The sequence below is a fragment of the Acidovorax sp. GW821-FHT10E03 genome (assembly GCF_059415205.1).
In genome coordinates, this window is record NZ_JBWKMU010000008.1 from 250,214 (window position 1) to 272,562 (window position 22,349).

The following is a 22,349-nucleotide window of genomic DNA, read 5'->3' on the forward strand; positions in this document are numbered from 1 at the left end:
GCTCAGGTCCCCAGGTGTTGCTGGAGCCATTCCAGCGCTGCGCCACATGTCGCGCTGAAATACTGCTTGTAGGGCGAAAAGTGACCACCCTTGACGATCATCAGTTTCTTGGGCTCCAGGGCCTGGCTATAGGCGCTCAATGCCAGGTCCGAAGGGGTGGCTTCGTCCTCGTCGGCCACGATCATCAGGAGCGGGGTTGGGCTGACGCGGGAAATGTTGATTGCGGGCTCGTTCTCCCATCCCATTTCCAGGCTGCGCAACGTGATCTGGTTGATGAAGCCGGGCAACATGTAGTTGTCATAGGCCGCCTGGGTGTTGAAGTAGCCTGGCTTGGTGGGGTCAATGGAAACCAGCGGCAACACGGCCGGGGGCTCCCCTTGCAACCGGGCAGCGCGGTCGGCGTCAAAGCGTACCCGCATGGCTTTCATGGCATCGCCCGTCATACGCCGCCTCGCCTGCTGGAAACCGCTGATGGTGGGCACCTGGGACACCACGCAGCGCACGCGCCGGTCCTGAGCGGCTACTTCGATGACGTGGCCGCCACCGTAACTGGAGCCCCAAAGTCCGATCCGGTCCGCAGCCAGTTCAGGCAGTGTCTGTGCAAAGCTGATCGCGTCGCGGTAGGTGCGGCGTTGCAGCACCGGATCCACATCCTGTCGGGGTGCGCCGTCACTGATGCCGAAACGCGGATGGTCGTAGATCATGGCTGCCAGCCCGCCTTGGGCAAAGGCTTCGGCGTACTGCTGCGCAGAGTGCTGGATCAGGCCGCCGAAACCAGGCGCCATGATGACAGTGGGCAGGGGACCGTCAGCCTGGGCCGGCATATAGAGCCGGCCCCGGATGGTGACGTTGTCGGAAAGGAATTCGATATCGCGGCACATGGTGTCTCTTTCGTTCGATGTCTTAAGGGCCCTGATCGGCAGGTGTTGCTGGAGCGGTGAGAGCTTCGCAATGGATCGCAGAGGCCATACCACCGGCGCCGGAAATGCTGGCCAGTAGGGGGTTGAGGGCCCCACCTTCGAGCGCGGCATACAGGGCCGCCGCGTCATCCACATGCGCATACAGGACGCGGTGGTAGCGCGGCGGCTCTGGCTTGGCCTGGAAGTCGCTGGCTCGGTACCAACGGACGGCGTTGATCCCTGGAAGGGTGGCCAGTGCCGGCTGCCATTGGCGCTGCAGCAGCTCATCCAGGCAGGCGCCGCCGTCTGCTGCGACCGCCATTGTGGCTAGCCAAGCTGCCTTGGCACAGCGACGGCACCTGAGTGACGGCAACGCGCCCGGGGCCGCCCCAAATGGAAACGCTCGTATCGTCGATTGCAACCGTTGCCCTTGCAGATATTTTGGTCTTCGTGCTAAATTTAGGAAATATATATTTCCTTTTTATTCATGCCTAGAACTCAAACTTCCGCCATGGCCCCCTCTCGCACCAGAGGTCGGCCACGCGAGTTCGACTTGGAAGCCGCATTGAATGGAGCCGTCCGCGTATTCAGCGAGCGTGGCTATCACGGCACCTCGATTGTTGACCTGACAGAGGCGACTCACCTGGCGCAAGGCAGTTTGTACAAGGCGTTCAAAGACAAGGAAGCCATCTTCCTGGCGGCGTTTGACCACTATCGCGGCCAGCGCAGCGAAATGATGCGTCATGCGATCGGTGAGTGTGGCACCGGATTGCAACGTTTGCGCAATGCGCTGGCTTTCTACATCGAATCGTCGCAAGGCAAGCAAGGGCGACTGGGTTGCTTGGTCGTCGGCACTCTGTCTGCGCTTTCGACATTTCCTCCTGATGTGGCTCGGCACATCGGCGCGGCACTGGAGCGCAATGAGGCCTTGTTGGCTGACCTCATTCGTGAGGGGCAGGAAGATGGCTCGATTCCTGCCCACGTGGACTGCGCGGCTAGTGCCTGCATGCTGCTATGTCTGATGCAAGGCATGCGCGTGGTTGGAAAGGTTGGCCGCAGCCGAAAAGATATGCAGGCTGCGGTGGACGCGGCGCTGAAGACTTTGACCTGAATTTTTTTGCCAATTTAGGAAATATTAATTTCCAAATTATAAGGATCATGATCATCAAAATCGCTTTCATTGGCCTGGGCTCGATCGGGTTGCCCATGGCAACCAATCTGCTCAACGCGGGCTATCCGTTGACGGTGTGGAACCGCAATGTCGAGCGAAGCGCCTTGCTGGCTGCACGCGGCGCGACCGAGGCAAAGAGCGCTCGCGAGGCGGCTGAAGAAGCAGACGTGCTGATCACGATGCTGTCTGACGACGAAGCCACGTGGGACGTGATGGTCGGTAGTGCCAGGGCATTGGACGCGCTGCGGCCCGGTGCCGTCTATCTCAATATGGCTTCGATCTCGGTCGCCATGGCGATCCAACTGGCTGAGCTGTGCCGCCAGCGCGGTATTGGCTACCTCGCCGCGCCGGTGCTCGGCAGAGTCAATGTGGCGGAAGCGGGGCAACTCAACATCCTGGCCGCCGGTGATCTCGACCTGCTGGCGAAGGTGCAGCCGCTATTCGATGTACTGGGCAGCAAGACCTGGCACTTCGGCCCACGGCCCGAACAGGCCAATGCGGTCAAGTTGGCGATGAACTTCATGATCGCCAGTGCCATCGGCACGCTGGGCGAAGCCGTGGCCATGATGCGCGGACATGGTGTGGATCCGGCGGAGTTCCTGCAACTGGCCACCACCACGGTCTTTGCCGCACCAGCCTACAAAGGCTATGCGGCGGCCATCGCTGAGAACCGTTTCGAGCCTGCAGGATTCAAGCTGGCGCTGGGGCTGAAGGATGTTCGCCTTGCGCTGCAGGCGGCAGAGCAGGTGAATCTGCCGATGCCGCTGACCAGTACGTTGCGCGACAGCCATATCGAGAGCCTGGCGCACGGTGAAGGCCACCTGGACTGGGCGGCACTGTCGCGAACCAGCGCCCGTAGGGCCAATCAATTGTGAGCATCCGCGCCACCACCATGCCGGCAGCGTTGCCGTTGCTGCTGGCCGCCGCCGCCGGACTGACTGTCGCCAACCTCTACTATGCGCAGCCATTGATCGGGCCGATCAGTTTGGCGCTCGGCCTGCCAACTCCTGCGGCGGGGCTGATCGTTACGTTGACACAACTCGGTTACGGGCTCGGGCTGCTCTTCATTGTTCCGCTCGCGGATGTCGCCGAAAACCGCAAGCTGGTGACCACCACCCTGGTTGGCGCTACGTGCGCTCTGACGCTTGCCGCATCGGCTCAGCATGCCGCCGTGTTTGTTGCCGCGGCACTGCTGACGGGGTTCAGTTGCGTCGCTGCGCAGGTGCTCCTCACGTATGCGGCCCATCTTGCGTCCGATACCACCCGTGGACGGGTCGTGGGCGATGTGGCGAGCGGCATGCTGCTTGGCATCATGTTGGCCCGCCCCGTGGCAAGCTTGGTGGCAGATCTGCTGGGCTGGCATGCGATCTTCGCCGTGTCCGCTGTTCTGGCCGCAGCGACTGCCCTCACGCTGCGCGCAGTGCTCCCCCTTCGGCAACCGGCCGTGCGGCACAACTACCTGACGCTGCTGGAATCGATGAGGCACTTGTTCATCACGACATCGGTGCTCCGCCGACGCGGCTTTTACCATGCCTGCGCCTTTTGTGCGTTCAGCCTGTTCTGGACGACTGTCCCATTGTTGCTGTCGAGCGAGGCGTTCGAACTGTCGCAACGAGCGATCGCATTGTTCGCGCTGGCCGGTGTTTCGGGCGCGGTTGCAGCCCCCGTCGCAGGGCGCTTGGCTGATCGTGGTTGGAGCCATGCATGCACCGGCATCGCCATGGGGCTGATCGCCATCGCGTTCGCCATGATGCTCGCCGTCCAGCCAGGTCACACCGGCGCGCTTGCCATGCTGGTCATTGCGGCCATCCTGCTGGATATGGGCGTGTCCGCCAGCCTCGTGCTGAGCCAGCGCGTCATTTTCTCGATCGCCCCCGAAGTCCGCGGACGGCTCAACGGATTGTTCATGACCATGTTCTTTGTGGGCGGAGCCGTGGGATCCAGCCTTGGGGCGTGGATCTATGCCGCTATCAACTGGACCGCCGTGCTGTGGGTTGGTTTGGCGCTTCCATTAATCAGCATGGCCTACTTCTGCACCGAATGGCGTAGATGAAAAAGACCTGCAGGCTTATTTTCGCTCACTTAATGCATTGGTTTATATATGAAATTTTTAAAAAAGATCGGCATGCTCGGCATTTCGGCCATCGTATGCTGCAACGTGGCCTCGGCTCATAATGAAGGAGCTGCGGACGCCGAAAAAAATGCAAAGCTTTTTGATTCTATCAAAGACGATGCTCGGCCACTCTCCATCCTTGGGCCAGCGGGAGAAATTTTCCGATTTACGCGTACAGGAGCATCAACCTGCGGCAAATATCTTCTGGCAAAAGCCATTATCCCACCCGGCGCAGGGCCACTTCCGCACGTACACCACTGGACTGACGAATGGTTCTATACCCCGCGAAACGGCATTGTGATGTACATGGGAACGCAGCCATATCCAGACGTCAACAACCCACCAGACCGTTCAGGCGGAGATGAGCTTCATCTTATAACTATGGGGGATGGACAACTTTTCTATGGAGGCCGAAATTACGTTCACGGATTTATCAATCAAACGGAAAAATCTCTCGAACTCTATTTTGTATGGACACCCGATACGCCTGAAAAATCAATCCTTCACTACTTTAAGGAAGTTGGAAAGATTTTGGATGAAAAAGATACCAATCTATTCATAAATCCAATATCCAAGATGAAATTTGTGAGTGAGGCGCCAAAATATGGAATAAACCAGAGTCATGACTTCTGGCAATATGTGAAATCTGTTAAATATGAAGGATCTCACGCAGATAGTCACTATGAAGAGCTGGCAACTCTACTGCGACTCGGTGACGAGTCTTGTCTATCTAAAGAATAGGGGGTCCGCCTAGAGTGAATCATCTCGATTATCGTGAGGAGCCCTTGAATTGCGAAAGATGGATGCCTTGTTCGACTGCAAATTGCTATGTCGTGTCAAGTGAATAACGCGAGTAGATCAAGGTATCAAATGGTGGCCTCAATCCGTTGATCGCCTACGAATGCTTCGCTGGGGCAATTGCAAAAAGGCAGTACATGGAGCTACGTCACTTACGCTGTTTTCAAGCGGTCGCAGAGGAGTTGCATTTCGCCCGAGCGGCCGAGCGGTTGCACATGGAACAATCACCGCTGTCTCGCGCGATCAAGGAACTGGAAGAGGATTTGGGAGTGCAGCTCTTCGTGCGCACCAGCCGCAGTACCCGGCTAACGCTCGCGGGCCGACTATTGGTGGAGAACGTAACACGTGTTTTCACGGCCCTGGAGCAAGCCCGCGAGAGTGTGAAGGCGGCCGCCAATGGCTTTCACGGTCAGTTGCGCATTGCCCTGTCCGATGGCGTCACGCCCTCGCGCCTGCCGGCGCTGCTGGCGCGCTGCCGCGAGGAAGACCCGGAGATCGAGATCCGCCTTTTCGAGGTGCCGCTGGCACAGCAGATCAAGGGCTTGCACGACGACCTGTACGACACGGGCTTCTCCATGGCTGACGAAGTGGGCGACGACATCATCGTCGAGCCGGCCTGGGAAGACGAGTTGATGGTGGCCGTGCCCGCGCGCCATACCGTGCTGGCCCACAAACGAATCCCGCTGGAAGAAGTGCTACGCCATCCCTTGGTGCTGGGCGATCCGGCGGTCTGCGAAGGCCACGCCCGCCAAATTGACCGCATCCTGCGCAGGCAGGACAGAGAGCCCTTGATCGTTCAGCATGTTGCCACGTTCGACGTGATGATGACACTGGTGTCGGCTGGCTTGGCTCTGGGGCTCGCAGGCTCCGCGCACATAGCATCCAGCCGCGAGCCGGGTGTGGTGGGGCGTCCGCTCGCTGGGCGGCCGCCCATGCTGACGACCTATCTGCTGCGCCGAGATGCGGAACCGTCTCAGGCGCTGGCCCGCTTTATCGAGCGGCTGGCATCCCTAGGGCCGGGAACCACGTAGCTCTTGCCTGCGCCTCTTGCATCAACCCTTGGAGAAATAGAACGATGAGCCTGTTCAAGATTATTGTGTCGTCATCGTTGGCCGCGATGCTCGCCGCCTGCGGTCAGTCATCCAGTTCCACCGAGACCGTGGAATCCCTTGCGGCCAATCCCGAGCGGCTCAAAGAGCTGCGCCAGCAGTGCAAACTGGATCGGGCCAAGCTGGGTGACGCGTTGTGCAACCGGGTCGCAGAAGCCACGCGTCGGCGCTTCGTCGGTGACGGTAAGGTGCCTTACACCCCATCCAAAGAACCACCCAAGTTCTGATTGTCTGCTGCCCGCAACGCAGCTCTCTTTTCTTGTCCGATACGCTGCAATGCGCCTTCGCTTGTGGCGTTTTTACGGTGTCCCCTCCTGCCTGAAACGATGCTTTTTGCGGCATCTAAGTTCCGATAACGGTCTTTGACCGGCACTGACCCAGCACCGATCCTGAAGCCTGCGGCACGTCGTTGTGCCGTGATTGGAGGCAGGGTCATGCAAGGGACAAACGTGCTGTTCGGTCAGATCGCCGTGGTGTTCGGCATCGTGATCTCCGGCGTGTGGGGCGCCACACAATGGACAGCCGCAGCCCTGGGCTACCAGCTACGCCTGGGCTCGCCCTGGTTCGATTTCCTCGGCACGCCGATCTACCACCCGTGGCGGCTGTTCGAGTGGTGGTTCTTCTTCGATGCCTATGCGCCCCACGTCTTTGACACGGGTGGCGCCATTGCAGCAGGCAGTGGCCTGTTCGCGGTGGTGGTCGCCATCGGCATGTCGATCTGGCGTTCGCGGCAATCGCGCCTGGTCACGACCTACGGTTCGGCACGCTGGGCGAACGCTGAGGACATTCGCAAGGCGGGCCTCACGCAGTCGGCCGGAGTGTTCCTGGGCCAGTACGACCGCCAGTACCTGCGCCACGAAGGCTCGGAACATGTCCTGACCTTCGCGCCCACACGCAGCGGCAAAGGTGTCGGCTTGGTGGTGCCGACGCTTCTTTCGTGGCCCGCGTCCGCCGTCATCCATGACATCAAGGGCGAGAACTGGAGCATCACCGCTGGCTGGCGCTCGCGCTTCTCGCACTGCCTGCTGTTCAACCCGACCGATGCGAACTCTGCCGCCTACAACCCGCTACTGGAAGTACGGCGCGGCGCACATGAGGTACGCGACGTGCAGAACATCGCGGACATCCTGGTCGATCCCGAAGGCGCGCTGGAGAAGCGCAACCATTGGGAGAAGACTTCGCACGCGCTGCTGGTGGGTGCTATCCTGCATGTGCTGTATGCGAGCGAAGACAAGACGCTGCGCGGTGTGGCGAACTTCCTCTCCGACCCGGCGTGCCCATTCGAGCTGACCCTGCACCGGATGATGACCACGCCGCATCTTGGCGATGGTCCGCATCCCGTCGTTGCCTCTGCTGCACGCGAAGTCCTCAACAAGTCGGATAACGAACGTTCGGGCGTGCTGTCCACGGCCATGTCGTTTCTCGGTCTGTACCGCGACCCCACGGTGGCCGAAGTCACGTCACGCTGCGACTGGCGCATCGCTGACCTGATCGCGGCCGAGCATCCGGTGTCGCTGTATCTGGTGGTGCCGCCCTCGGATATCAGCCGCACCAAGCCGCTGATCCGATTGATCCTCAACCAGATCGGGCGGCGCCTGACCGAATCGCTCGATGGCAGCGACGGCATCGAGCGCCGCCACAAGCTGCTGCTGATGCTCGACGAGTTCCCGGCGCTGGGGCGGCTGGACTTCTTCGAGACAGCGCTGGCCTTCATGGCCGGTTACGGCATCCGCAGCTTCCTCATCGCGCAGTCGTTGAATCAGGTCGACAAGGCCTACGGCCAGAACCATTCGATCCTCGACAACTGCCATGTGCGGGTGACGTTCGCCACCAACGACGAACGCACGGCCAAGCGCATATCCGAAACCCTAGGCACGGCCACCGAGCTCAAATCTCAGCGCAACTACGCAGGCCACCGGCTCGCGCCGTGGCTGGGCCACCTGATGGTGTCGCGCCAGGAGACGGCCCGCCCGCTGCTCACGCCGGGCGAGGTGATGCAGCTTCCGCCCGATGAGGCCGTGGTGATGGTCTCCAGCTTGGCGCCGATCAAGGCCAAGAAGCTGCGCTACTACGCGGACAGCAATTTCAAGCACCGCGTGTTGCCGCCGCCCGTTCTTGCTGCGGAAGGTTACGCAGACGTGCCTCCCGCGCGTGCCGACGACTGGAGCGCGTTGGCGATTCCCGCCGTGCCAATCGCCGCTGTTGCTGATGCCGCTGAAGGCTTCACCGCCGCTGCCGACGACGGCGGCCCGCGCCGCCAGCCCGAGCTTTCCGAAGTCTCCGAATACCAACCCGAACAGGCATCCGCAGCCAACGACCTCGCGCTGCTCGATGACGACGACGCGCCACTTCCCTTCCCGCGCCAGCTTGACCCGGCGCTGCAGCGCACGGCCCGGCAGGCATCCCTCGACCCCAACGACGGAATCGACTTATGAGCTACCGCCTCAATCTCTTCATCCAACCCGAGCACGCAAAGCGGCTTGACGAGCTGGCCGCGACCAAGGGCGTGTCCAAGTCCAGCATAGTTGCTGCTGCCCTGGCTTCCTGGCTGTCGCCGGATGCGGCCGACCAACGCGAGGCGGCGATTGCCAAGCGCCTGGATCGCCTGTCGCGCCATGCCGAGCGCATGGAGCGCGACCAGAACATCCAGATTGAAACGCTGGCGCTGTTTATCCGCTACTTCCTCACGGTGAGCACGCCCGTTCCCGAGGCGCACCAGGACGCAGCACGCGCCCAGGGCAAGGCCCGCTTTGAACAGTTCGTCGAACAGTTGGGTCGCCATCTGTTGCGCGGGCGCAGCCTGGTACGGGATGTGGTGGAGGAACTGCACCCTGATCCGGTGCGAATGGACGACGTAGCGGCCACGGTTGGAGCGCAGGAGCGTGCCTCATGAGCGCCGTTCCCCAACTCCCGCCAGAACCCCGTTCATCGGCTGCCACGTCACTGGACCGGCGCGTCCAGATGCTGCGCACAGCGATGGGGCCGCTGATCGCCGCTGCGCTTGAAGACCCGGACGTGGTGGAAATCATGCTCAACCCGGACCGCACCTTGTGGGTGGATCGGCTTTCGACTGGGCGTGCACCGATGGGCGTGGAGCTGTCCGACGCGGACGGCGAGCGGATCATCCGTTTGGTGGCTGCCCACGTGGGTGCAGAAGTGCATCGCGGCCAGCCGCTGTTGTCGGCGGAATTGCCAGAAACCGGCGAACGCTTCGAGGGCATCCTGCCCCCGGCCGCACCAGGCCCGGCCTTCGCACTGCGCAAGCGCGCCATCGGCGTGATCCCCTTGGAGCGGTACATCCTCGACGGGATGATGACCCGCGCCCAGGCGGACTATCTCATCCGTGCAGTGCACGAGCGGCAGAACATCCTGATCGCGGGAGCCACGAGCAGCGGCAAGACCACCCTGGCCAATGCGCTGCTGGCCGAGATCGCGACCACGGGCGACCGCGTGCTGCTGCTCGAAGACACGGTGGAGCTGCAATGCGCCGCCCGTGACCACGTGCCACTGCGCACGCGCCGCGGCGTGGTGTCCATGCAGGAGCTGGTGCGCTCTTCCATGCGGCTGAGGCCGGACCGTGTCGTTGTGGGCGAGGTGCGTGGCGCCGAGGCGCTGGATCTCATCAAGGTCTGGGGCACGGGCCATCCCGGCGGCATCGCAACGATCCACGCCGGCTCTGCGCTGGGTGCGCTGCTGCGCCTGGAGCAACTGATTCTCGAAGTGGCGGTGAACCCACCCCGTGCACTGATCGCCGAAGCGGTCAACGTGGTGATCCACATCGCCGGGCGCGGGCGCAAGCGCCGCATCGAGAGCATCGCCCGCGTCGTCGGCTTCGACGGCGTGGGCTACCGACTGGTGGATGCGATGGAGACGCCGTTTCCCGAGCTGTCGCCAGTTCTTCCCGCAGCACCTACCCCTCGGTCTTCCGCTGCACCTTTCCTGTCCCTTGACCCACCTGGAGAACTTTCATGACGCACGTTGCTGCTTTCCGTATTTCCGTAAATCCGCTTTCGCGCCTGTCCAACCTCGCACGGCTGCACAGCCTGGCCCGCCCTGCGGCGCAAGGGCTGCTGCTGGCCGCGCTGCTGCTGTTCCTGGCCGGCACCGCGCAGGCGGCCGGTTCCTCGATGCCGTGGGAAGGCCCCTTGCAGTCGATCCTGGAGTCGATCCAAGGGCCGGTGGCGCGCATCGTCGCGGTCATCATCATCATCGCCACGGGTCTGGCGCTGGCCTTCGGTGATACCAGCGGGGGCTTTCGCAAGCTGATCCAGATCGTGTTCGGCCTGTCCATCGCGTTCGCGGCTTCGAGCTTCTTCCTGTCGTTCTTCAGCTTCTCTGGCGGGGCCGTCGTATGAGCGGCCCAGACACCTTCGCGGCCGGGTTCGAGGTGCCCCTGCATCGCTCGCTCACCGAGCCGATTCTGATGGGCGGTGCGCCGCGCACCGTGGCGATCGCCAACGGCACGCTGGCCGCCGCTGTCGGGCTGGGCCTGCAACTGTGGATTCCCGGCGTGGTGCTCTGGATCGTCGGTCATTCGCTGGCGGTGTGGGGCGCGCGTGTCGATCCGCAGTTCATGCAGGTCTTCGCGCGGCACATCAAGCACAAGCCGCTGCTGGACGTGTGAGGGGAATGCCATGCTGAACCTCGCTGAATACCGCCAGCGGCCCGCTTTGCTGGCCGACTGGCTGCCCTGGGCCGGACTGGTCGCCCCTGGCGTAGTGCTGAACAAGGATGGCTCCTTCCAGCGCACGGCGCGCTTTCGGGGGCCTGATCTGGACAGCGCCACGCAAGGCGAGCTGATCGCCACGTCAGCGCGCTTGAACAATGCGCTGCGCCGCCTGGGCTCGGGCTGGGCGCTGTTCGTGGAGGCTGAGCGCCGCCCAGCGGCGGACTACCCACACTCCGAGTTTCCCGAAGCGTTGTCCTGGCTGGTGGATGAGGAACGCAGGGCCAGCTTCGAGGACTCGGGCAACCACTTCGAGAGTGGTTACCACCTGACGCTGGTGTACCTGCCGCCCGAGGAATCCCGTGCCCGCGCGGCGGGGCTGCTGTACGAGAACCGGCCTACCGAGGGCGTGGACTGGCGCGAGCGGCTGACGGCATTTCAGGCGGAAACGGATCGCGTGTTTGACCTGCTCGATGGCGTGATGCCGGAGATCGCCTGGCTGGATGACAGCCAGACGCTGACCTATCTGCATTCGACCATTTCCAAACGGCGCTACCGCGTGGCCGTTCCGGAAGTGCCGTTCCATCTCGACGCGCTACTGGCCGATTCCGCCCTCATTGGTGGTCTGGCCCCGATGCTGGGCGACCAGCACCTGCGCGTGGTGTCGGTGCGCGGCTTCCCAACCTCGACCTGGCCGGGGATTCTGGACGACCTCAACCGCCTGGGATTCGCGTATCGCTGGAGTACGCGGTTTCTGTGCCTGGACAAATCCGAGGCGGAACGGGAATTGGGGCGTCTGCGCCGTCAATGGTTCGCCAAGCGCAAGAACGTCATCGCCTTACTGCGCGAAACCATCTTTCAGCAGGAAAGCCCGCTGGTCGATACCGACGCCAGCAACAAATCGGCCGATGCGGACGCCGCCCTGCAGGAGCTGGGCAGCGACCAGGTGGCCTTCGGCTACCTCACCGCCACGGTGACAGTGCTCGATGCCGACCCGGCCGTGGCCGACGAGAAGCTGCGCATGGTGGAGCGCGTCATTCAAGGGCGCGGGTTCGTGACGATCCCCGAGACCTTGAACGCCGTGGATGCCTGGCTGTCCTCACTCCCTGGCAACGCCTACGCCAATGTGCGCCAACCCATCGTCTCGACCCTGAACCTGGCGCACCTGATGCCAGTGTCCGCCGTGTGGGCCGGGCCGGAGAAGAACGCGCATCTGGGCGGCCCACCGCTGATCGTGACCCGCACCGAAGGCGCCACGCCGTTCCGGCTGGTCACGCACATCGGCGACGTGGGACACACGCTGGTGGCCGGCCCGACCGGCATGGGCAAGTCAGTGCTGCTCGCCACGCTGGCAATGCAGTTCCGCCGCTACCCCGGCTCGCGCATCTTTGCCTTCGACATGGGGCGCTCGATGCGCGCCACCATCCTCGGGCTGGGCGGCGAGCACTACGACCTGGGCACGGATGGCGAGATCGCGTTCCAGCCGCTCGCACGCATCGACCACGAGGGCTACCGCACCTGGGCCGCCGAATGGATTGAAGGCCGCTTGTTGCACGAAGGCGCGGCGATAGGCCCTGAAGAGAAAGCGTCCATCTGGTCGGCGCTGGGAAGCCTCGCTGGCGCCCCGTTGGAGCAGCGCACGATGACGGGCCTGTCGGTGCTGCTGCAATCAAACGCGCTACGGCAGGCGCTCGCGCCCTATGTGCTCGGCGGCGCCCACGGCAAGCTGCTGGACGCGGAGGTGGATCGGCTGGGTTCCGGTGCGGTGCAGTGCTTCGAGATGGAGGAGCTGATGCACAGCAAGGCCTCCGTCATGGCCGTGCTGCATTACCTCTTTGCTCGTTTCGACGAACGCTTTGACGGTGCCCCCACGCTGCTGATCCTCGATGAAGCGTGGCTGTTCCTCGATGACCCGGTATTCGCTGCCCGCATCCGCCAGTGGCTCAAGACGCTGCGCAAGAAGAACGTGTCGGTGATCTTCGCCACCCAGTCGCTCGCGGACATCAAGGATTCGAGCATCGCGCCCGCGATCATCGAGAGCTGCGCAAGCCGCATCTTCCTGCCGAACCCGCAGGCGACCGAGCCGCAGATCAAGACGATCTATCAGGGCTTCGGCCTCAACAACCGGCAGATCGAGATCGTCGCCACGGCGGTTCCGAAGCGCGACTACTACTACCAATCCCGTCTGGGCAACCGCCTGTTCGACCTCGACCTGGGGCCGGCGACGCTGGCCTTTGCGGGCGCTTCCACGCCGCAAGACCAGCGCGACATGGACGCGGTGCTCGCTACGGCTTCGTCCACGTCCCCTTCGTTCGCAGTCACGTGGCTGCGCCATCGCGGCCTGCAATGGGCCGCCGACCTGCTGTCCTCGTTCCCGTCCACCCACCACCAGGAGAAATCTTCATGAAAACCCGCATCCTCCCCGCCGCCTTGGCCGCCGTGCTGTCGCTCTCGCTGTTGGCACCTGCGCCCGCCATGGCCTGGCGCATCGTGTTCGACCCATCCAACTTCGTGCAAAACACGCTGACCGCGATCCGCACGCTGGAGCAGATCCACAACCAGATCAAGCAACTCCAGAACGAGGCGCAGATGCTCATCAACCAGGCGCGCAACCTGGCCAGTCTGCCGTCCAGTGTAGTGGGCCAGTTGCGCGCGAACCTGGCAACCACCCAGCGGTTGATCGACCAGGCCAAGGGCCTGGCCTATGACGTGGCGAACCTGGACAAGGAATTCAAGCGCCTGTACCCCGAGCAATACGCTGCCACGGTGAGCGGCGATCAGATGTACCGCGATACGCAGGAGCGCTGGAAGAACACACTCAACGGCCTACAGACCACGATGCAGATGCAGGCCCAGGCCTCGCAGAACCTGAGCGATGACGAAGGCGTACTGGCCGACCTCGTGGGCAAGAGCCAATCGGCTGAAGGTGCGCTGCAGGCGATGCAGGCCATGAACCAGCTCTTGGCCCTGCAGGCCAAGCAGTCCATCCAGACCCAGCGGCTGCAGATCACACAGGACCGGGCGGCCTCGCTGGAGCTGGCGCGGCAGGCCGCTGCCGCGGAACGCGGGCGCGAAGTGCGGCGGCGCTTCTTGGGTGACGGCACGCCCTATACGCCACACACCGTCAATTTCTACGGCAACTGACGGGCCAATGTCATGAACGACGTGACGGTCACCGACCGATTCCTCGACACGTTCTCGCGCTATATCGACTCGGGCTTCGGGCTGCTGCAGGGCGAGGTTGCCTTCCTGACCGCCACGCTGATCGTCATCGACATGACGCTGGCCGGATTGTTCTGGGCCATGAGCCATGCCAGCGGACAGGGCGAGGACGTGATCGCCAAGCTGATCCGCAAGGTGCTGTACGTCGGTGCCTTCGCCTACATCATCGGCAACTTCAACACACTGGCCGGCATCGTGTTCCGCTCGTTCGCGGGTCTGGGCCTGACCGCCAGCGGCTCGACCTTGAGCATGGGCAACTTCCTGCAACCGGGCCACCTGGCCAAGGTGGGTGTTGATGCAGCTGCGCCGATCTTCAAGCAGATCGGCGACCTCGCGGGCTTCCCCGAGGTGTTCGTGCACATCGACCAGATCGTGGTGTTGTTCTTCGCCTGGCTGGTGGTCATCGTCAGCTTCTTCGTGCTGGCGGTGCAGCTCTTCGTCACGCTGATCGAGTTCAAGCTGACCACGCTCGCAGGCTTCGTACTCGTGCCGTTCGCCCTCTGGAACAAGACGGCGTTCCTGGCCGAGAAGGTGTTGGGCAATGTGGTCTCCTCGGGCATCAAGGTGCTGGTGCTGGCCGTGATCGTGGGCATCGGCTCAGGGTTGTTCTCCGAGTTCAACATACCGGCTGGCTCGGAGCCCTCGATTGACCGGGCACTGGTCATCATGCTGGCCTCGCTGTCCATGCTGGCCCTGGGCATCTTCGGGCCGGGCATTGCAGCGGGGCTGGTCTCCGGCGGGCCGCAGCTCGGCGCGGGTGCGATGGCGGGTGCTGCCATCGGCGCAGCCGGAACCGCCGTGGCGGTCGGCGCGGCAGCCACGGGCGTCGGCAGCGCTGTGGCGGCCGGAGCCCGCATGGCACCCGCAGCCGCCAAGATGGCCGGAGATGGGGCCCGCGCGATGGCATCGACCGCCGGCAGCGCCAGGTCGGCGTTCCAGTCGGGTTCCGCTTCGGCCGGTGGTGGCCTCAAGGGCGCTGCCGCTGGCGTGGGCAATGTCGCCAAGACCGGCGCGCAGGCGGCCGGGCAGAAGGTCGCCGAGGGTGCGCGCTCGATGACAAAGCGTGCTGCAGCCGCATTTCGGGAAAGCGGTGACTCCAGTTCTGGAGCGGCTGGGGCCACATCGGGTGGCGCCGGCGATGCCGCCGCGTCATCACCACCCACCGAACAACCCGCCTGGGCCAAGCGCCTGCACCGCAGGCAGCAACTCAGCCATGCCGCCACGACCGCTGCCCACACGCTGCGCGGTGGTGATGGCGGCAGTTCCAGTCAAGGCCCAAGCCTTCGTGATTCCGATTCATAAGGAGAACTCCCATGCGATTCAAACGACCGCAGGTGCGCTATGCCGACACGCCGCAGCCTGCTACCCCCTACCAATCTGCCGCCCAGGTCTGGGACCAGCGCATCGGCTCGGCCCGTGTGCAGGCCAAGAACTGGCGGTTCATGGCCTTTGGTTGCCTCACGCTGGCCGTGCTGATGGCGGGCGGCCTGGTCTGGCGCTCTGCGCAGTCCATCGTGACGCCCTATGTCATCGAGGTGGACAACGCCGGTCAGGTGCGCGCCGTGGGCGAAGCAGCTACCCCCTACAAGCCCAGCGATGCCCAGGTGGCGCACCACATGGGCCGCTTCATCGGGCTGGTGCGTGGCTTGTCCATCGACCCCATCGTGGTGCGGCAGAACTGGCTGGATGCCTACGACTACACGACCGACAAGGGTGCCGTCGTACTCAACGAGTACGCCCGCGTGAACGATCCGTTCTCGCGTATCGGCAAGGAGTCGGTGACGGTACAGATCAGCAGCGTGACCCGTGCCAGCGAGTCGTCCTTCAACGTGCGCTGGACGGAGACGCGCTTTGTCAATGGTGCGCTGGATCGCACCGAGCGCTGGAATGCGGTGGTGTCCACCGTGCTGCAAACCCCGCGCACCGAGCAGCGTGTGCGCAAGAACCCGCTGGGCATTTACGTCAACGGTCTGTCGTGGAGCCGTGAACTTGAAGCGAATGAAGGAGCAAAACCATGAATGCGCATTTCTGTAAATCCGCCTTGCCGGTGATCCTCCTTGTCCTCGCGGGCTGCGCCACGCAGGACAAGCCACCGCCGTCGATCTCTCTCGATGAGCCGGTGCAGGCGCAAGCGTTGCCGGAAGCGCCGAAGCCCGTGGAGGTGGTCAGCGTGCCCGAGCCGTTGGCCTTGCCGGGGCAACTGATGGCTTTACCCGGTGCGGCAGATACCAAGGCATTGCCAGAACCCACCGATGAAAAGGTGCGCGTGGCCCGCGCCAATGCCGAAGCGCGCATTGCGCCCACACGCGAGGGCTATGTGAATGCGATCCAGGTCTGGCCCTTCACCGATGGCGCGCTGTACCAGGTCTATGCGGCCGTGGGCCGCGTGACCGTGATCGCGCTGCAGCCCGGCGAGGAGCTGGTGACAGTCGCCGCCGGCGACACGGTGCGCTGGATCGTCGGGGACACATCGAGCGGCAGCGGCGAAGCGCTGCGGGTCAATGTGATGGTGAAGCCCATCCGATCGGGCCTGAAGACCAATCTGGTCATCACGACCAGCCGTCGCACCTACTTGATCGAGCTGACCTCGACCGAGAAGACGTGGATGGCGTCGGTGTCCTGGGAGTACCCCAAGGACAAGATGCTGGCCTTGCAGCGCCAGGCACAGGCGGCCAGCGCCGCCGCGCCGGTCGATAGCGGCCTGTCGCTGGAGAAGATTCGTTTCCGCTATGCGGTCAGCGGCAGCAATCCGCCGTGGAAGCCACTGCGCGCCTTCGATGACGGCGAGAAGGTCTATATCGAGTTCCCGCCCGGCATCGCCCAGGGCGAACTACCACCGCTGTTTGTGATCGGCGCGCAGGGCGATGGGCAGTTGGTGAACTACCGTTTTCGCTCGCCGTATTACATCGTGGATCGGCTGTTTGGTGCGGCCGAGCTGCGCCTGGGGGGTGACAAGGGTGACGTGGTGCGGATCGAGCGCACCGATGGCGTTGCGCGGAGGAACTGACCATGAACCAGGACGATTCTCCTGACCTTGTACCGCAGGCGGACAAGGTGGCACCCGAGGCGGTAGCGCTGCGCGCGCAACCGCGCCCGGTCACACGCCTGAATCGGCGCACCTTGGCCATCCTCACCGGCGGCCTGTCGGTCGTCGTGCTTGGGGCCACTATCTGGTCATTGCAACCGCACCGGCGCGGCGCGGGCGAGCAGACCGAGCTTTACAACGTCGATCGCGTGTCGAAGACCGAAGGGCTGGATGGCTTGCCTTCGGACTACTCCAAGCTGCCAAAGGTGCCGGAGCTGGGGCCACCGCTGCCGGGCGATCTGGGGCCGGCCATCGTGGCCTCGCAGCAGCCGATGGCGCCCACCTATGCGCCGCCGGGCTATGATCCCGAGGATACGCGCCGCAAGGAAGCCGAAGCGGCGGCGGCTTCTTCGGTGTTCTTCCGCTCTGGCAAGCCGGGGCAAGCCGCTGGCGCTGTCGCGCAAGCGGCACCCGGTGCACCCAGCGCCGTGGGGAGCTTCGACCCGCTGGCCGCCGGGCCAGCCTCGACCGCGGCCCAGCCTTCCGACCCGACCACGGTGCAGAACCGCCAGGAGCAGAAGGAAGCCTTCCTGAAAGGCGGTTCTACGGAAATCCGCAATTCCGGCCATCTGCAAATGCCGGCCTCGCCGTACCAGGTCATGGCCGGGACGGTGATTGCGGCGGCGCTGGTGACGGGCATCAAGTCCGATCTTCCGGGCGACGTGATCGCCACAGTGACGGAGCCGGTCTATGACACGGCGACGGGTAAGTTCCTGCTGATCCCGCAGGGTTCGCGCATTCTTGGGCGCTACAACAGCCAGGTGAGCTATGGGCAGAGCCGGGTGCAGATGGTGTGGAATCGGATCATCCTTCCAGACACGTCGTCGCTGACGCTCGACAACCTCGTGGGCACTGATCCCGCCGGCTATGCCGGTGTGGAGGACGAGGTAGACCGGCACTGGGGCCGCATCCTAGCCGGGGCGGCGCTGACCACGCTGCTCGGCGTGGGGGCCGAGCTGGCAGCGCCGGAGAACCGGCAGGACGGCAACCGCATCATCATCGCCGGGCGCGACAGCGCGCAGGACAGCATCAACCACGTGGGTCAGGAGTTGACCCGGCGCAATCTGAACGTCCAGCCGACGCTGACGGCGCGGCCGGGGCTGCCGGTGCGGATCGTCGCCAACCGCGATTTACAGCTCCGTCCTTACCAGCCCTTGTTTTATCAGAGGGGAACTACGCGATGAGTACAACGAAAAAACTCCGCCTCGGCCCGCTGCCGAAACTTGAATCCATCAAGCTGACCTTTGCATGCCCGGTCAGCTTGAAAGCCGACCTCGACCGCTACGCCTCGCTCCACGCACAGACGTATGGCGAGGCCGTGGATGCGGTGACGCTGATCCCGCACATGCTCGAGGCCTTCATAGGAAGCGATCGGGGATTTCGCTCTCAATCGCATAGGCAACGAAGCGAGCAGTTCGAGATACAGAGTCACCGTGACGCGTAGATTGGATGGTGCCCTCCCCGCTTCTCCACAGCGAGTTGTGTCAATTGCTGCCGATAGTCACCATAGCTCCGTATGCACAGAGATCTACCGGGAGTCATCAATGCATGCTCACATAGAACACGTCGCTGAACACAAGGAGCCGCAGGCGAGCGCACCGCATCCCGGCACGGATGGCTATGACAACCTGCCCCAGTTTACTGAGAAGTTTCCCCTTGCCTTTCCGCCGAACTATCCGCTGCCGGAAACTCCACCAGATCGTTTCTCTGGCAGAAACGATGACTCATGCAATGGAAGAATGTGGTGAATTTCCACGTCGATTCGCTCTCATCGCCCACTGCGTCCGGTGGGATCTCGAAGGGTCGAGACCTGGGTTGACGCGCGCAAACTAGCCTCCTGCTCCGGCGACGTCGCCACGTCAACAAGACCTGATGTCAGACAGCGCAAAAACCGGTCAGTGCACGACGCCTCCGGTTGATAGCGAATCGGTCACCCGCCCTCCCCCGCAACTCGCGCGCTTCGACAACGGGAAAAAGGCAAATCTTCCCTGCTCTGATTCACCACTAGTGCTGCGCACTCAGTTTCCAGCATCTTCCACGCTAGGGTGTAACCGCCCTTCTCTCCCACCAACCCAACACGGCGGCCAAATGCCAGATCGAAGCGCTTTCCTCATGCACCGGTCCGGGGAAGTAGCAGAATGAGAGAACATCAACTTGCGCATTGCCTGATGCGATACACCCACCAACTCAGCCCCATCGGCCTGACCAACAAGTCTGGTACCGACTCCACCAACTTCGCCGAGGAGATGGCACTCATCACATCGGCCAGTCCACTGCGCATTACCTCCTGCATGCTTTCGGCCTCGCGAGTCAATTCCAGCGCCAGGTGACCTGACTGCCCAATACCCGCCGGGGCACCTCACAGTCGATCACCGCCCAGACGCTCAACCAGCGCATCCAGACTATTGTCGTGCTCGGTAAGCCGGTACTTCAGGGTGAAGATGTATTCAATAGATCATTCCTCAGACGGAAAGCGGGCCTCGCTTTGCCGCTCTTGGGTAGTGCGGTTGTCCATGACCCACTGCAATGCCTTGACATGGTTGCCAGGACTCTTCGACGCTCTACAAGCTAGTAATGCAAAACTCGCCGTAGCTGCACCATTATCGTTGTAAGGCAAGAGACCCTGCTGCAGGTATGACTGCCCCAACCGGGACGCTCCAGGATTGCGTTTCTCCGTGCTTGAGTGCCTCATCACCCCCTTCTTCAGATGAGAGGGACAGGCCATTCACGGCCTCCAGCATAGAGATGAATCGACAGGTTTCAATCGACAACCCATTGTCGGCATGGCTCAATCCGCGGCACGACAATATTGTTGGGCGGCAGAGGGGACATGTTCCTAGATCGAGAAGCTCAATCAACTCTTGCCTTTCGCACGCTATTGCTCGGCGGCATGCTAACAGGTTGTCAGCAACTCCACTTGGCCCTTAGCACGAGCCAGTCTTTTCTCCAGCGGTAGTCCTCCTGCGACCAAGTACTCGCCCATCAACAGACTGAGGTATATGTCTGCTCGCAAAAGCGATTCGCGTTCGTCGAATCCAACCTCACGAAATGCGCGAGAGACAAACGTCATCCGCTTTTCGTGTTCGGCGTGAAGGACCGCCATTAGCTTCGGGCTGTTTCGCGCCCAAAGTCGGATGACCGCCGAATGAGCAGTCGATAACTCCTTCACGACCCGTTCAAACAGAAGCCATAGGCGCTCGCTTGCTATCGCCCTCCCCTCCAGTGCGCCCTCCATCGTTTCAATAGAGAAGACATCGAGCCATCTTTGCACGACCGCGTCGATAAGCGCATCCCTGTCCTTGAAGTGCCAATAGAAGCTGCCCTTGGTCACCTTCATCTGCGTGGCAAGCGCTTCCACGCGAACGCCTGACATCCCGTGCGTTCCGATTGCATCCCAAGCGGCGTCTATCCAGTCGGAGGCGCTGAGGCTCTCCTTGCTCTTCGTTGCCATCCAGGTTTCCATAAATTTCTTTCACCATACTCTACCGTATTGACAATCATGTCGCGCTCGTATTCAATTCCTCATCCATACGTAAGCGTATGGAAAAAGGAGCGATAGATGTACGGCAAGACTTGGAAGACCTCCAATAGGACATTCACACCTCAGCGCCACGAGGATGTGGACATCGTGGTGAGCGACGGCATCACCATCAACACAGACATCGTTCGCCCTGCAGAGGACGGTCGATTTCCAGCCATTCTTTGCGTTCATGCGTACTCGAAGGAGGACCAGTACGCCACCATCAAGCCCACCGCGATGAGCATGAAACGTGGCCACATAGAGGCCGGCGACCCGATGTTCTTCGCGCGCCGTGGCTACGCGCACGTCGTTGCCAACATTCGCGGAACGGGCAAGTCGACCGGCTACTTCGGCAACCTCGATCCGCGCTCCGTCGAGGACATTGCGGAAGTCATCGAGTGGCTTGCCGCTCAACCCTGGTGCAACGGGCGCGTAGGCATGTTCGGCGTGTCGTACTTCGCGATCGTCCAGCAAAGGGTGGCCGCTCTTGAGCCACCTTCCCTGAAGGCGATCTTCGCCCCCTACGGGTGGACGGATGCGTATCGAGACCGGTACTACCGCGGGGGAATCCTGTCACATGCCTTCATGCGTAGCTGGATGCCGACGGTGGACAACCCCAAACTTCCACCGGCCAAAGATGCGTCGTCGCAGAGGCACCGACAAGAGCGCGCCAAAGAGGCGCTCAAGGACGAGGAAATCGCCCAGGTCCCCTTCCTGGTCAACGCACTGAAAAGTCCCGACGAAGGATTCAACCAAGTGCTGCTCGATGTACTCCTCAACCCCCTGGACGGCAAGTACTACCGTCAACGTTCCGTGGACCCGAACGCGAGCCCGAAAGTCCCTGCGTATCTGGGCGGCTGTTGGGGCATCTATGGTCTTCACCTACCAGGTGCGTTTCGCAGTTGGAATCAATGGGGCGGCGCGAAGAAGCTGACCATCGGACCGCCTATCTATCTGGATCGCCCGGTCTATCAGTATCACTACGAGGCACTGCGCTGGTTTGACCATTGGCTGAAGGATGTCGACACCGGCGTCCTCGCTGAAAAGCCAGTGCAGGTCTACATCGACGGTACCGGCGAGTGGAGGGAAGCGGAGGATTGGCCGCTTCCTGAAACGTGCTGGACACCGTTTTACCTGCATGAGAACGGCCTGCTTCTTGAGCGCGAGCACTGGCCGAATGAGGGTGCCACGACCTTCGAAGATTCGCCTTACGGTCATGGCCGCATCAGCTTCCGCACGCCGCCGGCAGTAGAGCTCACGGAAATATGCGGGCCCATCACCCTGGACCTGTACGCATCGACGACTGACGAGGAGGTCCTCTGGTACGTCAGCCTGCAGCACATTGACCAAGCGGGCAACGAGCGCCTGCTGACCCGCGGCTGGCTGCGAGGGTCGCAGCGCAAGCTCGATGAAAGTCGTTCAACGCCATGGCAGCCGGTCCATGCTCACGACTCTAGGGAGCCGTTGGTCCCTGGCGAGACCTATCTCTTCAACATCGAGATTCGCCCGTACGGCATCCAGCTGAAGCCGGGCGAGGCCTTGAAGTTGACTATTGCGTGTGCCGACGACGAGGCTCCCTCCAACGTGCTTCATGCCATCGCAGGCGGTGGCGTCTCGCGTCGAACTGCCAGCAGAGTCACCGTTCATCACAACGAGCAGCAACCTTCTCGACTTTGGCTACCTATCACGCGCGGGAACCGAATCGGCTTCTTCCTCTCAGGCGGCCAGCTTCCAGCCATGGGTCTGGAATAAAGCTGCGAATCAAC

Annotated in this window: 22 protein-coding genes and 1 pseudogene; 19 read left to right on the plus strand and 4 right to left on the minus strand. The window is 62.5% G+C overall.

Annotated elements, in window-relative coordinates:
* Window positions 1–2: 2 nt before the first annotated feature.
* Together AC07OD_RS16160 and AC07OD_RS16165 are read right to left on the minus strand one after the other, a co-directional pair.
* On the minus strand, window positions 3–881 hold the full coding sequence (locus tag AC07OD_RS16160) for an alpha/beta hydrolase (protein ID WP_494597490.1): 879 nt from the start codon (window positions 879–881) through the stop codon (window positions 3–5).
* A gap of 22 nt (window positions 882–903) precedes the next feature.
* On the minus strand, window positions 904–1,221 hold the full coding sequence (locus tag AC07OD_RS16165; RefSeq protein WP_494597491.1) for a hypothetical protein: 318 nt from the start codon (window positions 1,219–1,221) through the stop codon (window positions 904–906).
* Window positions 1,222–1,386: 165 nt separating this feature from the next.
* On the opposite strand from AC07OD_RS16165, the gene AC07OD_RS16170 reads away from it, so the two are divergent.
* The 18 genes from AC07OD_RS16170 (at window position 1,387) to AC07OD_RS16255 (ending at window position 18,507) form a co-directional block, all read left to right on the plus strand.
* Window positions 1,387–2,010 (plus strand): TetR/AcrR family transcriptional regulator, encoded by a 624-nt coding sequence (locus tag AC07OD_RS16170; RefSeq protein ID WP_494597492.1) that lies wholly within the window; start codon window positions 1,387–1,389, stop codon window positions 2,008–2,010.
* 53 nt (window positions 2,011–2,063) lie between these two features.
* Window positions 2,064–2,945, plus strand: a complete 882-nt coding sequence (locus tag AC07OD_RS16175) for an NAD(P)-dependent oxidoreductase (protein WP_494597566.1) — start codon at window positions 2,064–2,066, stop codon at window positions 2,943–2,945.
* Entirely contained in the window at window positions 2,942–4,123 is a 1,182-nt protein-coding gene (locus AC07OD_RS16180; protein ID WP_494597493.1) for an MFS transporter, read from the plus strand. The genes AC07OD_RS16175 and AC07OD_RS16180 overlap by 4 nt, the downstream gene beginning before the upstream one ends.
* 48 nt (window positions 4,124–4,171) lie before the next feature.
* On the plus strand, window positions 4,172–4,924 hold the full coding sequence (locus AC07OD_RS16185; protein WP_494597494.1) for a cupin domain-containing protein: 753 nt from the start codon (window positions 4,172–4,174) through the stop codon (window positions 4,922–4,924).
* Window positions 4,925–5,118: 194 nt separating this feature from the next.
* On the plus strand, window positions 5,119–6,012 hold the full coding sequence (locus AC07OD_RS16190) for a LysR family transcriptional regulator (protein ID WP_494597495.1): 894 nt from the start codon (window positions 5,119–5,121) through the stop codon (window positions 6,010–6,012).
* A 44-nt stretch (window positions 6,013–6,056) separates the two neighbouring features.
* Complete coding sequence (locus AC07OD_RS16195; RefSeq protein WP_494597496.1) at window positions 6,057–6,317, plus strand: EexN family lipoprotein; 261 nt, start codon at window positions 6,057–6,059, stop codon at window positions 6,315–6,317.
* Window positions 6,318–6,524: 207 nt separating this feature from the next.
* The gene (locus tag AC07OD_RS16200; protein ID WP_494597497.1) at window positions 6,525–8,525 is read left to right on the plus strand and encodes a conjugal transfer protein TraG; all 2,001 of its coding nucleotides are present in this window, start codon (window positions 6,525–6,527) and stop codon (window positions 8,523–8,525) included.
* Entirely contained in the window at window positions 8,522–8,983 is a 462-nt protein-coding gene (locus AC07OD_RS16205) for a CopG family transcriptional regulator (protein ID WP_494597498.1), read from the plus strand. Before AC07OD_RS16200 ends, AC07OD_RS16205 begins: the two co-directional genes overlap by 4 nt.
* Window positions 8,980–10,062, plus strand: coding sequence for a P-type conjugative transfer ATPase TrbB (gene trbB, locus AC07OD_RS16210; RefSeq protein ID WP_494597499.1), 1,083 nt, complete (start codon window positions 8,980–8,982; stop codon window positions 10,060–10,062). Before AC07OD_RS16205 ends, trbB begins: the two co-directional genes overlap by 4 nt.
* A complete protein-coding gene (locus tag AC07OD_RS16215) occupies window positions 10,059–10,445 on the plus strand; it encodes a TrbC/VirB2 family type IV secretion system protein (RefSeq protein ID WP_494597500.1) in 387 nt (128 codons plus the stop codon). The genes trbB and AC07OD_RS16215 overlap by 4 nt, the downstream gene beginning before the upstream one ends.
* The gene (locus AC07OD_RS16220; RefSeq protein WP_494597501.1) at window positions 10,442–10,714 is read left to right on the plus strand and encodes a VirB3 family type IV secretion system protein; all 273 of its coding nucleotides are present in this window, start codon (window positions 10,442–10,444) and stop codon (window positions 10,712–10,714) included. Before AC07OD_RS16215 ends, AC07OD_RS16220 begins: the two co-directional genes overlap by 4 nt.
* 10 nt (window positions 10,715–10,724) lie before the next feature.
* Window positions 10,725–13,163 carry a conjugal transfer protein TrbE gene (gene trbE, locus AC07OD_RS16225; RefSeq protein ID WP_494597502.1) on the plus strand — a complete coding sequence of 813 codons (2,439 nt, stop codon included), beginning with the start codon at window positions 10,725–10,727 and terminating at the stop codon, window positions 13,161–13,163.
* Window positions 13,160–13,900, plus strand: coding sequence for a P-type conjugative transfer protein TrbJ (gene trbJ / locus AC07OD_RS16230; protein ID WP_494597503.1), 741 nt, complete (start codon window positions 13,160–13,162; stop codon window positions 13,898–13,900). Before trbE ends, trbJ begins: the two co-directional genes overlap by 4 nt.
* Before the next feature lie 12 nt (window positions 13,901–13,912).
* Window positions 13,913–15,280, plus strand: a complete 1,368-nt coding sequence (gene trbL / locus AC07OD_RS16235; RefSeq protein ID WP_494597504.1) for a P-type conjugative transfer protein TrbL — start codon at window positions 13,913–13,915, stop codon at window positions 15,278–15,280.
* An 11-nt stretch (window positions 15,281–15,291) separates the two neighbouring features.
* On the plus strand, window positions 15,292–15,996 hold the full coding sequence (gene trbF, locus AC07OD_RS16240) for a conjugal transfer protein TrbF (protein ID WP_494597505.1): 705 nt from the start codon (window positions 15,292–15,294) through the stop codon (window positions 15,994–15,996).
* A complete protein-coding gene (gene trbG, locus AC07OD_RS16245) occupies window positions 15,993–16,985 on the plus strand; it encodes a P-type conjugative transfer protein TrbG (RefSeq protein ID WP_494597506.1) in 993 nt (330 codons plus the stop codon). Before trbF ends, trbG begins: the two co-directional genes overlap by 4 nt.
* A gap of 2 nt (window positions 16,986–16,987) precedes the next feature.
* Window positions 16,988–18,247, plus strand: a complete 1,260-nt coding sequence (locus AC07OD_RS16250; protein WP_494597507.1) for a TraB/TrbI/VirB10 family type IV secretion system protein — start codon at window positions 16,988–16,990, stop codon at window positions 18,245–18,247.
* Complete coding sequence (locus tag AC07OD_RS16255; protein WP_494597508.1) at window positions 18,244–18,507, plus strand: DUF2274 domain-containing protein; 264 nt, start codon at window positions 18,244–18,246, stop codon at window positions 18,505–18,507. The genes AC07OD_RS16250 and AC07OD_RS16255 overlap by 4 nt, the downstream gene beginning before the upstream one ends.
* A 486-nt stretch (window positions 18,508–18,993) precedes the next feature.
* Here the strand turns inward: AC07OD_RS16255 and AC07OD_RS16260 are convergent.
* Window positions 18,994–19,515 (minus strand): annotated as a pseudogene (locus AC07OD_RS16260) (DNA-binding protein).
* A gap of 441 nt (window positions 19,516–19,956) precedes the next feature.
* Window positions 19,957–20,514 carry a TetR/AcrR family transcriptional regulator gene (locus tag AC07OD_RS16265; protein ID WP_494597509.1) on the minus strand — a complete coding sequence of 186 codons (558 nt, stop codon included), beginning with the start codon at window positions 20,512–20,514 and terminating at the stop codon, window positions 19,957–19,959.
* A gap of 108 nt (window positions 20,515–20,622) precedes the next feature.
* Between AC07OD_RS16265 and AC07OD_RS16270 the strand changes: the two genes are divergently transcribed.
* Complete coding sequence (locus AC07OD_RS16270; RefSeq protein ID WP_494597510.1) at window positions 20,623–22,335, plus strand: CocE/NonD family hydrolase; 1,713 nt, start codon at window positions 20,623–20,625, stop codon at window positions 22,333–22,335.
* The last annotated feature ends 14 nt before the right edge of the window (window positions 22,336–22,349 follow it).